Source organism: Methylomonas sp. 2F7 (assembly GCF_057126975.1).
Map to the genome: position 1 here is coordinate 1,547,226 of NZ_CP195203.1, position 13,850 is coordinate 1,561,075.

Here is a 13,850-nt window from a genome sequence, read left to right on the forward strand (position 1 = left end):
TTTTGCTCTATGGTTTTTCGGCTGCCAACGCTAAAGTCCGAACATGGACAGGGGGCGCAGTGACAGAGAATTTCATAGGCTTTATTCATGAGATGTTTCCTTTCAAATTGATTTGATGCGGGGCCTAGTCTACGAACTCACATCAGCTACGGCTTGAACGAAACGGCTATTCGCGCTGGAAACTAGAAGGCGCAATCCCGAACATGCGCTTGAACGTCCGCGAAAAATGCGCGGAGTCTGCAAATCCGCCGGCATACGAAGCCTCGGTCAGATTGCTGCCAGATGCTAATGCAGTGAGCGCGATTTCGATGCGCAGCCACAGCAGGTAGGGCCGAAACCGCATACCTGTTTGCTCAATGAAGAGATGGCGAAAGCGATCTGGAGAAAGACTGGTGGCATTAGCAATATCGGCAAGCTGAACCGTTTCACCGATATTCTCACGCAATAGTTCCACAGCATATTCAATTCGCTTATCCAGCGCTACCACCGGAACCGTGGTCATTGCGGCAAGTTTGGTAATCACGAATCGTGCGCAGGAGGCGAGTTCTGAATCTAGGGCGCCCTCCATGTAGGAGGCGGCGAGGGCTGCACGTTCGAGTTTAAGCGTTCCAAAGGCAAGCGCCGAAATCCCCTCACCGAGATATAACTGGTGTAGCACCCGTCCCTCGCGTGACTCCGGCTCAACAAAGATCATCGCAACAAACTCGCCACGCGCCTCGAATGCGTGAGGCTGGTGCGCAGCGATGATTGCCGAATTATAGGCATTCCAGTTTCCGTCGGGGCGCCGAAATCGCACCCCGCCTTCGGAGAATGACAACGTGATCTGGACTGCATGATGGGAATGAAAATCCGTGGGCTCACCAGCTCGACCGATCCACAGACTTCCTCCACGCCAAAGCACGATACGCCCGATTCCTGTCGTCTTCATTTCATACTACTCCGAGCTATACCGATTGGCAGGGCCGTAGGCTGAGTGGAGCGGTAGCGTACCCAGCTTAAATGGCTTCTAGTTGGGTTTCATTATCATTCAAACCAGACTACTTCCACGAACGCAGATTCAGCTTATTATCCAATTGCGGACCAGCCGATTTCAACTAAGCAACTAAATCCACCTTCAATCAATTCGGCTGCCGACCGATGCAAAGACGCACTAACGCCCAAGGTAATCAACAATTTAGGGCGTTTAATCCTTTTCTGAAAGTGTTTGGTTAACCAAGCGAGTTGTTGTATAACAGGTGCGCGGCAGCAGTCGCACGCCATAACAGGTCCGCTATTATCTCCTTGCCGCTTGACCAAATTTGATCGTTTTTGAGAGTATTGAACTAGTGTTTTATGTCACACACGGCGGCTCTATCCTGGCAAAATCCCTCCTCATATTAATTTACTGCACGCTATTGGCCGCCTGCCAAGAATCGTCGCCACAAAACCCAAAGTCCGTCAGCAGAATCACTGTAGCCTTCACTTATCAACCGGAATCCGTGCTGATGCATGTCGCCATGGCGCAAGGCTATTTTGCCGAGGAAGGATTGGAAGTTGAACCTCAAATACATAGCTTCGGCAAGGCCGCCTTACAATCGGTGGTTGAGGGGAAAGCCGATTTCGCAACCGTCGCGGAAACGCCCTTGATGTTCAGTATATTGCGTGGAGAAAAGGTCGCCGTAATCGCCAACATCGTCACCAGTTCAAGTAATCATGCGATTGCGGCCAGACAAGATGCCAGCATCTCCAAACTCTCGGACTTAAAGGGCAAGCGCGTGGGCTTTACTCCCGGCACCACATCCGAATTTTTTCTGGATTCAATTTTGACCGCATCCGGCCTGATGAGATCCGAGATTGAACCTGTCGCCCTAAACCCCGAGGAAATGCAGGAGAGTCTCACCCTCAAAAAGGTCGATGCAGTTTGCACCTGGAACTACCCGCTGATACAAATTCAACGACAACTCGGCTCTGCTGTGATGGTTTTTTACGACCGGGACATCTACACCGAAACTTTCAATATCGCTGTCCTGCAAGCGTATATCGAAAAAAGGCCCGAAACAATCAAAAGTTTTCTGCGCGCTTTGCTCAAGGCCGAACGTTTCGTGGCCGAACAACCGGATGCGGCTCAAACCATCATGGCAAGCGCAACTAAGGTCGAGTTGGGGCTGATCAAGAGTGTCTGGGACGATTTCAGTTATGAGCTGACACTCGATCAAACTCTGCTGATTACCCTGGAAGATGAAACCCGATGGGCAATGAAAAACCGGCTAACCGATCAAGTCGCGATGCCTAACTACCAGCAATCTATTCATATGGATAGTCTAGCGGCCATCAAACCTGCAATCTTAACCCTATACCGTTAGACCAGCATGCGGGTCATCAAACGCTTACAAATCCTGTCAACTTCAACCATCACCGCAGTGATCGTATTGTTGCCAATCCTGTTCTGGGCGTTCGTGCATTACCAGCATGAAAAAAACGACTACGTGCTGATGGACCAACTCCATCATGGTTTTTTCGACCTGACTGTCTTCAGGGACCAATATTTCCTGTATCGCGAGGAGCGGGCGCGAGGGGAATGGGACATCCACAAGGAAATAGTCAACCAGGTGATAGACCGGATTTCGGCTCAACACGGCCACCAAGAAGATGAGCCTGTTTTGAAGGAGTTGCGCAGGAGTTTTGGCGAATCCGCAAATATTTTTCAGCGCATTGTCGAAAACAGCGAGTCATTAAAAAGCGTAACCGATAAGCGACGCATTTATGAGGAATTAGATCATCGACTCGTTAGTCAACTACTGCTAAGGTCCACCAAGAGCCTTAATTTGGCTTCAGCCTTACTGGATATCAGCGCCCAGCGGGTTGAGAAAAGTTACCAATATTTGGTTGGCATTGTCTGTCTATTCGCCTTGCTGTTGGCACTGACCACTATTCTAAGCTCGATGCGACTCAGTAGGTTGATCAACAAGCGATTATTGCCCTTGCATCAAGGAGCTAAGAGGATTGCCGGGGGCAATCTGGATTACCGTATTATCTGCGACGGTACGGATGAATTTAGCGAGCTTGCTGCCTCTATCAATGCGATGACGGCTCGCTTACAGACATTTACCGAGCAGCTTCAGGCGGAAATCGTCGAACGAGAGCGCCTTGCACAAGAAAGGGAGCAGTATTTCCGATTCTTCCGACTCACCACGGAGCCGATGTGTATAGCCGATCCCAAAGGTTGTTTCAAGCAAGTCAATCCCGCATTTATTTCGCTGACAGGCTTTGACGAAAGCGAGTTGTTGACCCAGCCTTTTATAGACTTTGTGTTTGCCGAGGACAGACAAAAAACCGAGGATGAAATGACACACCAGATATTGGGTCAAAAATCCATGGCTTTTGAAAACCGTTACCTTTGCAAAGATGGCAAGTTGGTTTATTTGTCTTGGACGGCTTATTTTGATCGAGTCGACGGAGTGACTTATGCTACGGCACGGGATATTACCGAACGTAAACACGCAGAGGCCCAACTGGCCGAAAGCGAATTTCGCTGGAAATTCGCAATCGAAGGTTCCGGCGACGGCGTTTGGGACTGGAATATCGTCACGGACGAGGTGAATTTTTCCCAGCGTTACAAGGAGATGTTAGGGTATTCCGACGAAGACATTCGCGCGGTTAAACAGGAATGGGCTGATCGGCTTCATCCTGATGATCGAGCCGATGTCACCGCAATGCTTCAGGATTATCTGCTTGGCCAGACCTCGAATTATTCCATAGAGTTTCGGATGAAATGCAAGGATGGCAGCTATAAATACATTCATGCGCGCGGCATGCTGGTAAGTCGGAGCCACGACGGCAAACCATTGCGAATGATTGGGACGCATACCGATATCACCGAGCGTAAGCAAGCCCAACAGAAACTGCAGCTTGCCGCTAGTGTTTTCGCGAATGCTCGGGAGGGTATCATGATTACCGAGACAGACGGGACGATCATTGATGTCAACGATGCATTCATTCTGATTACCGGTTACAGTCGCGAAGAAGCGGTTAGCCGTAACCCGCGCATTCTAAGTTCCGGTATCCATGGTAGTGACTTTTATACTAGGCTTTGGCGTCAATTGCTTGAGAACGGCCACTGGTATGGCGAGGTCTGGAATCGACGCAAAAATGGCGAAGTTTACGCCCAAATGGAAAACATCAGCGCGATACGAGACGCTCGAGGCAATGTCTGCCAATACGTGTCCTTATTCTCTGACATCACCACCCACAAGGAGCATGAAAAAAAACTGGAACATATCGCGCACTTCGATGCCCTGACCAACCTCCCCAATCGCGTGCTGTTAGCCGACCGCCTGCGGCAGGCCATGGCGCAGACGGATCGAGATCAACGGTTGTTGGCGATAGTCTATCTGGATTTAGACGGTTTCAAGGCCATTAACGATACCTATGGACATGCGGCCGGCGACCGGTTGTTGATGGCTGTTTCCGAACGGATGAAACAAACCCTGCGCGAAGTAGATACCTTGGCCAGAATTGGCGGCGACGAATTCGTCGCGGTGTTACCGAATATGCCCGATACGGCGTCGAGTATCCCCATGCTAAACCGGTTGTTAGGCGCCGCCTCCAAACCGATAGAGACTGATGATATTGCGTTTACTGTTTCGGCCAGCTTAGGTGTGACCTTTTTTCCACAGGTCGACGATGTCGATGCCGACCAACTCCTACGTCAAGCCGATCAGGCCATGTATCAGGCCAAACTGGCCGGCAAAAACCGATTTTATATGTTCGATGCCGACCAAGACATCAGTATACGCAATCATCATGAATCACTGAATCGTATCAGGCAGGCTTTAGTTGCAAATGAGCTGGTGTTGTATTACCAACCCAAGGTGAATCTTCGTACTGGAGGCGTCATTGGTGCGGAAGCGTTAATCCGCTGGCAACATCCGGAAAGCGGCCTGCTCCCACCGTCCGCATTTCTGCCGATAATCGAGGAGCATCCGCTGGCTGTCGAAATTGGCGAATGGGTAGTAGACACGGCGCTAACCCAAATACAGATCTGGCACAACGCCGGGTTGAAAATACCGGTTAGCGTCAACATCGGTGCCCGCCAGTTGCAGCAAAAGGACTTTGTCGACCGTCTGCGACAGTTGCTGGTGGCCCATACAGCAATTAGTCACAATAGCCTAGAGCTTGAGGTACTGGAAACCAGTGCGCTAGAAGACATTAGCCATGTTTCCGATGTCATTAACGCCTGTAGCGAGATGGGGGTGGCATTCGCTCTGGATGATTTTGGCACCGGTTATTCGTCTCTAACCTATCTGAAACGTTTGCCGGTCGCAATGCTGAAAATTGACCAGAGCTTCGTGCGCGACATGCTTGACGATCCTGACGATCTGTCCATTTTGAATGGCGTCATTAGTTTAGCCGCCGCTTTTGGTAAGCAGGTTATTGCCGAAGGCGTTGAAAGTCAGAAACATGGGGACTTATTGCTGCAACTCGGCTGTGAGTTGGCACAAGGTTATGGCATAGCCAAACCCATGCCTGCTGAGGAAATGCTTGATTGGCACACTAATTGGAGTAAACAACCTCACTGGCCCGATCACTCTTAGCGATTTTTCCTGGATTGCTTTCCTGGGTTTGGTAGCTAGGAAATTGAGAGGATTCAACATTTGACGATAGTCATTAGAATCTCAAATGAATGGAGAAATTAAGAGCATAACAGTAGCGGCCAAAGGCTGCTATTTGGCCGTTTGGTTGAGGTCGACAACGTCGCCTTTGTAGTCCTCCAGTTCGCAGAGTCTGGCTTCGGTCGACTGGCGGCTTTGGAGAAACCGAGTGGCAAAAATGGGTCGAAATTTGCCCGTCAAAATCGTCAGATGGCTTTGGGTCTATCTAGCCATGGCAGTTTGAATGTCCCATGAGCGGAACAGAGTATCAACTCCTGTGCCGAACCTTGGTCAATTCATATTGCGGCAATGGAAAGCATTCCGGGAAGGCTGAATAATCCTCCCAATATTTAAAGATAAAGCCCGCCATTTTGTTTGACGTAATTGCCAACAACTAAAGTTGGCAATTACGGGTCGATAAGTTACCTCAGATTTAACCCTGCAAAGCCTTCAACAACCCCTGCAATTTGTCGTTGGCATCGCCGAACAGCATGCGGGTGTTTTCATGCACGAACAGCGGGTTGCCAACGCCGGCGTAACCGGAGGCCATTGAGCGTTTCAGGACGATGGTGGTGGCGCCTTTCCAGCATTCCAGCACCGGCATGCCGGCTATCGGGCTGTTAGGATCGTCCAAAGCGGAGGGATTGACGATGTCGTTGGCGCCGATGACGATGGAGACATCGACATGCGGGAAGTCTTCGTTGATTTCGTCCATTTCAAAGACGATGTCATACGGCACTTTCGCTTCGGCCAATAAGACGTTCATATGCCCCGGCATCCGCCCGGCGACCGGATGGATCGCAAACCGGACTTTTTTGCCGCGACCGGTCAGCAATTTGGTGATTTCGTTGACTGTGTGCTGCGCTTGCGCCACGGCCATGCCGTAGCCGGGGATGATCACGATGTCTTTGGCGTCTAGCAGCAATTGCGCGGTTTCTTCGACTTCAATGGGCTGCACGTCGCCGACCACTTCCGCCGCTTCACCGCCTGCGCTGCCAAAGCCGCCGGCTATGACGCTAAGAAAGTGCCGATTCATGGCGCGGCACATGATATAACTCAGAATTGCGCCGCTGGAGCCGACCAGGGCGCCGGTGACGATCAGCAAGTCGTTGCTGAGCATGAAGCCGGTAGCGGCCGCGGCCCAGCCGGAATAGCTGTTCAACATCGATACCACCACCGGCATATCGGCGCCGCCGATGGCCATCACCATGTGTACGCCAAAAACCAGGGCGATTACGGTCATAATCGCCAGCGGCATCATCCCGCCACCGCTTTCCGCCGCACTCAAAAAGCTGCCGCCTAATATCACGGTAATGACTAACATGGCCAGATTCAACCAATGCCGCGCCGGCAGCAAGATCGGTTTGCCGCTGATGCGACCGCAGAGCTTGCCGAAGGCGATGACCGAGCCGGAAAATGTCACCGCACCGATAAATATACCGATGTAGGTTTCTACTTCGTGGATGGTTTTTTCGGCGCCGACCAAACTGTTGGAGTGATCCATCGCATTAGCGTAACCGACTAACACGGCGGCCATACCGACCAAACTGTGCATCAATGCCACTAATTCCGGCATTTGTGTCATTTCCACTTTCGCGGCGGCTTTGGTACCAATGAAGCCACCAATCAGCAGGGCAATCGTGAGTATTACGTAGGCAGTGACACTGCCGCCGAATACCGTGGCTGCAATCGCAATCGCCATCCCGGTCATGCCGTAATAATTGCCGCGCCGCGCTGTGTCCTGTTTGCTCAGGCCGCTGAGGCTGAGAATGAATAGAATCGAGGCTGCGATGTATGCCATCGTAACTAGACCGTTTGACATGTAGCTCTCCTTATTTTCTAAACATTTCAAGCATGCGGCGCGTCACGAGAAAGCCGCCGGCAATATTGATGGATGCGATCAGAATCGCCACTGCGGACAAAATGCCGATTATGGAGTCAGGTGAGGACACCTGCACCAGCGCACCGATGACGATAATGCCACTGATGGCATTGGTCACGCTCATCAAAGGCGTATGCAGCGATGGCGAGACGTTCCAAATCACCTGGTAGCCGACAAAGCAAGCCAACACAAATACCGTGAAGTGCGACAAAAACGAGGTAGGTGCCGTCGCGCCGACCGCAATGAACACCAGAGCAGCCAGTGCTATCGGCAGCCATTGTTTTATCGGTTCCGGTATTAAGGATTTAGTTTCGACAGTGGCTGCCGTTTCGGTCGCTGTCGCCTGTTTGGGCGCGGCAGATAGTTTGGGCGGTGGTGGTGGCCAGGTGATATTGCCTTCCTTAATCACGGTCGCGCCGCGAATCACCTCATCCTCCATGTTGATAACGGTATTGCCGTCTTTGCCTGGGGTTAGGTCTGTGAGTAGATGCCGCAGGTTGGTGGCGTAAAGCTGGCTGGATTGATTGGCCAAGCGACTGGGTAAATTGGTGTAACCAATGATAGTCACATCGTGTTTGACCACTACCTGATTTTTCTCGGTCAAGGCACAGTTACCGCCTTGTTCGGCGGCCAAATCCACGATGACGCTGCCGGGTTTCATCGACGCCACCATCTCGGCGGTAATCAGCTCGGGCGCGGGCTTGCCAGGGATCAAAGCGGTGGTGACGATGATGTCTACTTCCTTGGCTTGCTGGGCAAACAAAGCCATCTCCGCTTCGATAAATTCTTTGGACATGGTTTTGGCGTAACCGCCGCTACCCGAGCCGTCTTCCTGAAAATCCAGCATCAGAAACTCGGCGTCCATACTTTCGATCTGTTCTTTCACTTCCGGACGGGTATCGAAGGCGCGGACAATGGCGCCCATACCTTTCGCTGCGCCAATCGCGGCCAGACCGGCGACGCCGGCGCCAATCACCAATACCTTGGCGGGCGGGATTTTACCGGCAGCGGTGATCTGGCCGGTAAAGAAGCGGCCGAAATGTTGCGCAGCTTCCACGATGGCCCGGTAACCGGCGATATTGGCCATGGAACTGAGCGCGTCCATTTTTTGGGCGCGGGACATGCGCGGTACGCTGTCCATGGCCAGTACGGATACTTTTTTCGCGGCCAATTTTTGCATTAATGCTTCATTTTGCGCCGGCCAGATAAAGCTGATCAATTGCTGACCTTCGCGCAGTAAATCGGCTTCGTCTATCGCCAATTGCGGATGAAATTCGGGAGCGCGGACCTTCATGACAATGTCGCTGTTTTGCCATAGTTCCTGTGCCGAGGCGACGACTTGTACGCCTGCCGCGCGATAAGCGTCATCGGAAATATTGGCATTGTCGCCGGCACCGCTTTCCACCAGTACTTCAAAACCTAGTTTGATGATTTTTTCAGCGGCCTCTGGCGTGGTAGCGACGCGTTTTTCGCCGTCGTGAACTTCTTTTGGAACACCGATTTTCATGATTTCTCCTAAGGTTTGGAGGGGAATAACGGACGGTTATTAGGCTGAAAAGCCAGCGGGCGAGGATAGGGGATTGAACCGGTTTTATCAATTGTTTTCTGTGAGCCCAGCGAATTACGCTAGAATCCTAGAGTCTGCTTAAGCCAACTAGAAGAACAATGAAAATATTGGTGGTCGATGATAGCAAAGTGATCAGGCAGCTGGTTGCGGAGTGCCTAAAAGAAATGGGGCATGCGGTGTCCTATGCGGAAAACGGTTCCGAAGCCTTGCAATATGTCGCCGACCACGATGTGGACTTGATTCTGATGGATGTGGAAATGCCCTTGCTAACCGGTATAGAGGCCACTAAAGCAATCCGCGAGTTAAAAAAGGCTGATTGGTTTCCCATCATTTTTTTTACCATGCATGACGATGATCAATCGTTCGTCAACGGCATTTTGGCCGGCGGCGATGCCTACCTGCCTAAACCGCTGAATCCTACCCGTTTGCGATTGACAGTGATCGCGATGGAGCGGATTTATGTGATGCGGCAAAAGCTGCAAACAACCCAGCGCGAATTGCAGGCAGCCAATCTGGAATTGGAGCGTTTATCATTGCGCGATCAATTAACCGGCTTGGGCAATCGCCGCCATTTCGATAGCAATCTATCCATGCAGTTTGCGCTGTCCCGCCGCAATAAAGCGCCGTTGTCTTTGATTATTTGCGATATCGATTACTTTAAGAAATACAACGACACCTTAGGGCACCCGCAAGGCGACGGGTGTTTAATTGCAGTGGCGAAAGTTCTCACGGAGCAATTGGAGCGTAGCAGCGATCTCATTTGCCGTTACGGTGGTGAGGAGTTCGTAGCGATCCTGCCCGATACATCGTTACAACATGCTCGTGTACTTGCTGAAAATATTCGCCGGCAAGTTTTTGAAAAAAACTTCGTTTACGGCGAGACTGAGACTCAGTGTATTAGCCTGAGTTTGGGGGTGGCAACCTATGTCGGCCAATATAGAACTGGGCTGGAGATGTTGGAAGCGGCGGATGCCGCTTTGTACAAGGCCAAGCAAAGCGGTCGTAACCGGGTGGAAGTCAATTAAATCGTGTATCGAGCCAAAGATTTTATAGAAACTGCGGAAGGATTGATTTTCGCGGTCGTTGTTCAGGGCCAGGAAAATGGGAAGGTTTTATGTTTTCTGCGCTACCTCTGTCTGGCGGGCGTTTGGCGTAAGGTCGACACTGCGCTGGCGAACCGCCATCTTGAGCAATATTGCCCGCAATATCTGCATTACTCGGCACTGCTCGATGCGCATTTACACGCCGTGCCTAGCGCCGCTATTGTTCGGCATTACCAACCTCGACAAGTCTTGCAACGCTTGTTGGCTGACGAACCCGGCGACCCGGTATTGGCCGATTTGCATAAACTGTGCGCCTTGTTGCGGGCCAATGGCTTGGCACTTAGCCGATTCGGCGTGACCGGCTCGCTGCTGGTGGGTATGCAAAAACATAGTTCCGATATTGATCTGGTTTGCTACGAGCGCGGCGAGTTTCATCGTGCGCGCAATATCGTCCAAGCCTTGATTGCCGAAGATCGTTGCCAAGCATTAAACGATGAAGATTGGTTGGAGGCTTACCAGCGGCGAGCCTGCGATTTTGCCTTTGACGACTATGTCTGGCATGAGCAGCGCAAATACAACAAGGGCATGATCAATGGGCGTAAATTCGATTTGTCGCTGGCGATTGCCGACCCGGAAGCACAGGACAGAAGTTACCGTAAACTGGGCTTTGTCACTATCGACGCCGAAGTGTGTGAAGACCAATTCAGTTTCGATTATCCCGCTCGGTTTGTTATTAAGCATCCGCAAGTCGATAGCGTAGTGTGTTTTACCGCGACTTATAACGGTCAGGCGCAAGTCGGCGAACGGATTCGCGTGGCCGGGCAGTTAGAAGTCGATCAAGACGGTGTCCAGCGCATAGTAGTCGGTTCGAATCGGGAAGCCATAGGCGAATTTATTAAGGTCATCCGGTGAAGGAACGGCGCTGGCGGGCGATTATTTTTGATATGGACGGTCTGGTTTTGGATAGTGAGCCGACTTATGTTAAAGCGTGGCAGGCCGCTGCCGATGAGCTTGGCTTTGCGATGCCGACGGAGTTTTGGGATGGCTTGTCCGGTTGCTCCGGAATGACGGTGACTCGGCGTTTGCAGGAGCAAAGCGGGATTCGTTTCAATCTGGAAAAGTTTCAGCAATTAAGTAGCGTTTATTGGCTCGCTCATGTTCAGCACCACGGTATCGCCGTAAAACCCGGTTTTTTTGCCGTTTTGGACGTGTTGACTGAGTACGGTTTGCCGTTCTGTCTGGCAACAAATAGCCCGCTCGCGGCGGCGCAACAGTGCTTGGCCTGGGCCGGATTGTCGGATGTTTTTTCATATATTGTTGCCGGCGATATGGTCGCCGCGGCAAAGCCGGCCCCGGATATTTTTTTGCGCGCTGCCGCAGAACTGGCACAACCGGTTGAGGACTGTTTGGTGCTGGAAGATTCGCCGACAGGCGTCCGCGCCGCTCTAGCCGCTGGGACGCCCTGCGTCTTCGTGCCGTCATTCCATCCGGCGGATGCCTGGGCTGTCGAACACGCCGATTTTCTAATGGAAGATCTACACCAAGTGGCCGATTTTATCTCGGCCCGCCAACATCATCCGCTATAATGCCGGCTCCTTAGTATTTGACGGAATCCAGGTGGTGAAAGCGCGGTACCAATCAGTGACGGTCATAGCTCCGGCTCGCTTACATATGGGCTTTATCGATTTAAGTGGCGCGTTGGGGCGGCATTTCGGTAGCATCGGTTTGGCGCTGAACGAAATCAATACCAGGCTCACCATAAGCGCGGCGGATAGCCTGCAAGTCAGCGGTCCGTCAGCGGAGCGCGCCCTGAAATGTACCCGGCAATTTTGTCAATTGCTGGGCGTTTCCGATGCACTCAATATCACTATCGATAATGCCATCCCTGAACACATTGGATTAGGATCCGGTACGCAAATGGCTTTGGCTGTTGGTGCCGCGTTGAATGCTTTTTACGATTTGGGTCTGTCGGTGCGGGAAATAGCGCAACTTTCCGATCGCGGCGCGCGTTCCGGTATTGGTATCGGTATCTTCGAAACAGGCGGCTTGGTAGTGGATGGCGGTCGCGGACCGGACACCAAAACCCCGCCTATGGTCGCGCAAATGGCGGTGCCGGAAGACTGGCGATTTATTTTGGTGTTCGATCAACGCGGCCAAGGTTTACATGGCGAACAGGAAGTCAGCGCTTTTCAGCAATTGCCGCCGTTTCCGCAAGCCCAGGCCGAGCGTTTATGTTACTTACTGTTGATGCAGGGTTTGCCGGCTCTGGCGGAATGCGATCTTGATAAATTCGGCGAAGTGATTACCTCCCTGCAGCAGGCGGTGGGTGAGCATTTCGCGCCGGTACAGGGCGGGGTGTTTACCAGCCCGGATGTCGCGGCGGCAATGGCTAGTCTCGCAGTGCAAGGGGCCGTGGCGATAGGCCAGACCTCGTGGGGGCCGACCGGATTTTGCGCGGTTGCCAATCCGCAACGAGCGGCAGAGTTGCTGGCGCAGTTGGAACGGCAATTCGCCGCATCGCCGTTAAGTTTTTTGGTGGCCAGCGCCCGGAATCAGACCGCCGAAATTATTCTTAACTAGCCTTTGCTTCAGTCGAGCACGTGCTCCGCGTGATCTTGGTTTTGTCTATTGTCAGCCCATTCGGCGCTGAGCCTATCGCCGCTGTTTGCTATCAATCTAAACGTAAAAAACGGATTTTTGGAGATGCTGCCGGCCATGTTGGTGGTTAGGATTAGTTGATCGTTTAATTTAACCACCAACCGCTCGATAAAATGCGCCGGAATCAATTCGCCGTTAGCGTCGCGATTGCGGCCGTTTTCCATCGGATGCGTGATCAGTAATTTAGCTTCCGTGTAACCGTCGCGCCGCTGACTTCTGATTTTAATACTGTTAGCCATATCAACCTGTACCGCAGCCGCCGCGCATCACATTGACCCAGCGGCTGGTGCGCAGTAATTCGCCGCCGTGTTCGGCAAGCAAAATCACATTGCAAGATTCGGCTAATTTAATCCGCGCGCTAAGGAAGGGCGCTACTAGCGGCGTGAGTTCGAATTCTGCCAGCAGCGGCGTAGGATTTTTATCGGCGAATAGATACAGTTTCTCGATGCCGTCCAGCTCACTAGCAATGCTCACCGGCACCACTGCGCCATCTTCGGCAATCTCGGGCAGGATCAAATTGAGTTTATCGCTATTAATCACCGTTCGCTGATCGATAATTTGGGTGTAGAGGGCGATGAAGTCGTCGGCGGCAAAGTGCTTTGCCAACCTCTCGGCAAGTGCGCTGGCGGACTTACTCGCCAACAAAGCCCCGGCCAGCAAAATACCGGAGTGCTTTAGAAATAGGCGGCGACTAGGCATAAATTTTAATAACCATAAAAAGTTTGATGTATATCAAAAAATTTAAGCCTCGGCTTGTTATCTTTTGCCCCGTTGAAATTTTTTCAGCACCACCATCACAAACAACAAAAGGAAGGTACAAAATGAGTGAAGTACAAGAAAAAGATAATTTCTGGCTCTATATCGTCATTGCTGTCGTCTTGGCGGCTGGCGCTGTACTGATGGTAAAAAATGCCGAGCATGATAAATATGCTACCGCGGCAAAAAATATCGCCGAAGACTCCGCCAACTCAGCTTACCGCAATGATGTACTTCACAGCGGTGGCGCGAAAAGATAAGCTCTTTTCAGCGTTTCGGGAAATGTAATCTGCGTTTCCCAAATTTGCGGATTT

12 protein-coding genes are annotated in these 13,850 nt (G+C 51.7%); 7 read left to right on the forward strand and 5 right to left on the reverse strand.

Annotated elements, in window-relative coordinates:
• Positions 1–166 precede the first annotated feature (166 nt).
• The gene (locus ACR64Q_RS07105; RefSeq protein ID WP_313734071.1) at positions 167–928 is read right to left on the reverse strand and encodes a helix-turn-helix transcriptional regulator; all 762 of its coding nucleotides are present in this window, start codon (positions 926–928) and stop codon (positions 167–169) included.
• A 397-nt stretch (positions 929–1,325) separates the two neighbouring features.
• On the opposite strand from ACR64Q_RS07105, the gene ACR64Q_RS07110 reads away from it, so the two are divergent.
• Both ACR64Q_RS07110 and ACR64Q_RS07115 read left to right on the forward strand, forming a co-directional pair.
• Positions 1,326–2,342, forward strand: coding sequence for an ABC transporter substrate-binding protein (locus ACR64Q_RS07110; RefSeq protein ID WP_313734072.1), 1,017 nt, complete (start codon positions 1,326–1,328; stop codon positions 2,340–2,342).
• 6 nt (positions 2,343–2,348) lie between these two features.
• Positions 2,349–5,573, forward strand: coding sequence for an EAL domain-containing protein (locus ACR64Q_RS07115; RefSeq protein WP_313734073.1), 3,225 nt, complete (start codon positions 2,349–2,351; stop codon positions 5,571–5,573).
• A 490-nt stretch (positions 5,574–6,063) separates the two neighbouring features.
• On the opposite strand, the gene pntB is transcribed toward ACR64Q_RS07115, so the two are convergent.
• Both pntB and ACR64Q_RS07125 read right to left on the reverse strand, forming a co-directional pair.
• A complete protein-coding gene (pntB, locus tag ACR64Q_RS07120; protein ID WP_313734074.1) occupies positions 6,064–7,452 on the reverse strand; it encodes a Re/Si-specific NAD(P)(+) transhydrogenase subunit beta in 1,389 nt (462 codons plus the stop codon).
• A gap of 10 nt (positions 7,453–7,462) precedes the next feature.
• A complete protein-coding gene (locus ACR64Q_RS07125) occupies positions 7,463–9,019 on the reverse strand; it encodes a Re/Si-specific NAD(P)(+) transhydrogenase subunit alpha (RefSeq protein WP_313734075.1) in 1,557 nt (518 codons plus the stop codon).
• Between the two features lie 158 nt (positions 9,020–9,177).
• On the opposite strand from ACR64Q_RS07125, the gene ACR64Q_RS07130 reads away from it, so the two are divergent.
• The 4 genes from ACR64Q_RS07130 to ACR64Q_RS07145 are packed head-to-tail and all read left to right on the forward strand — an operon-like array spanning position 9,178 to position 12,702.
• Positions 9,178–10,104: a GGDEF domain-containing response regulator gene (locus ACR64Q_RS07130; protein WP_313734076.1), complete on the forward strand. Its 927-nt coding sequence runs from the start codon at positions 9,178–9,180 to the stop codon at positions 10,102–10,104.
• A gap of 3 nt (positions 10,105–10,107) precedes the next feature.
• Positions 10,108–11,034, forward strand: a complete 927-nt coding sequence (locus ACR64Q_RS07135) for a hypothetical protein (RefSeq protein WP_026604374.1) — start codon at positions 10,108–10,110, stop codon at positions 11,032–11,034.
• A complete protein-coding gene (locus ACR64Q_RS07140; protein ID WP_026604375.1) occupies positions 11,031–11,708 on the forward strand; it encodes an HAD family hydrolase in 678 nt (225 codons plus the stop codon). Before ACR64Q_RS07135 ends, ACR64Q_RS07140 begins: the two co-directional genes overlap by 4 nt.
• A gap of 55 nt (positions 11,709–11,763) precedes the next feature.
• Positions 11,764–12,702, forward strand: coding sequence for a beta-ribofuranosylaminobenzene 5'-phosphate synthase family protein (locus ACR64Q_RS07145; protein ID WP_313734077.1), 939 nt, complete (start codon positions 11,764–11,766; stop codon positions 12,700–12,702).
• 8 nt (positions 12,703–12,710) lie between these two features.
• On the opposite strand, the gene soxZ is transcribed toward ACR64Q_RS07145, so the two are convergent.
• Both soxZ and ACR64Q_RS07155 read right to left on the reverse strand, forming a co-directional pair.
• Entirely contained in the window at positions 12,711–13,019 is a 309-nt protein-coding gene (gene soxZ / locus ACR64Q_RS07150; RefSeq protein WP_313734078.1) for a thiosulfate oxidation carrier complex protein SoxZ, read from the reverse strand.
• Position 13,020: 1 nt separating this feature from the next.
• Positions 13,021–13,479 (reverse strand): thiosulfate oxidation carrier protein SoxY, encoded by a 459-nt coding sequence (locus ACR64Q_RS07155; RefSeq protein WP_313734079.1) that lies wholly within the window; start codon positions 13,477–13,479, stop codon positions 13,021–13,023.
• A 122-nt stretch (positions 13,480–13,601) separates the two neighbouring features.
• Between ACR64Q_RS07155 and ACR64Q_RS07160 the strand changes: the two genes are divergently transcribed.
• Complete coding sequence (locus ACR64Q_RS07160) at positions 13,602–13,796, forward strand: hypothetical protein (RefSeq protein ID WP_020482153.1); 195 nt, start codon at positions 13,602–13,604, stop codon at positions 13,794–13,796.
• Positions 13,797–13,850: the final 54 nt, after the last annotated feature.

What these genes read in the sequence shown, in the direction of transcription:
- ACR64Q_RS07155 (WP_313734079.1), bottom strand. Translation starts at nt 13,479, where the DNA reads ATGCCTAGTCGCCGCCTATTTCTAAAGCACTCCGGTATTTTGCTGGCC.
- ACR64Q_RS07125 (WP_313734075.1), bottom strand. Translation starts at nt 9,019, where the DNA reads ATGAAAATCGGTGTTCCAAAAGAAGTTCACGACGGCGAAAAACGCGTC.
- ACR64Q_RS07115 (WP_313734073.1), top strand. Translation starts at nt 2,349, where the DNA reads ATGCGGGTCATCAAACGCTTACAAATCCTGTCAACTTCAACCATCACC.
- ACR64Q_RS07130 (WP_313734076.1), top strand. Translation starts at nt 9,178, where the DNA reads ATGAAAATATTGGTGGTCGATGATAGCAAAGTGATCAGGCAGCTGGTT.
- ACR64Q_RS07105 (WP_313734071.1), bottom strand. Translation starts at nt 928, where the DNA reads ATGAAGACGACAGGAATCGGGCGTATCGTGCTTTGGCGTGGAGGAAGT.
- pntB (WP_313734074.1), bottom strand. Translation starts at nt 7,452, where the DNA reads ATGTCAAACGGTCTAGTTACGATGGCATACATCGCAGCCTCGATTCTA.
- ACR64Q_RS07160 (WP_020482153.1), top strand. Translation starts at nt 13,602, where the DNA reads ATGAGTGAAGTACAAGAAAAAGATAATTTCTGGCTCTATATCGTCATT.
- soxZ (WP_313734078.1), bottom strand. Translation starts at nt 13,019, where the DNA reads ATGGCTAACAGTATTAAAATCAGAAGTCAGCGGCGCGACGGTTACACG.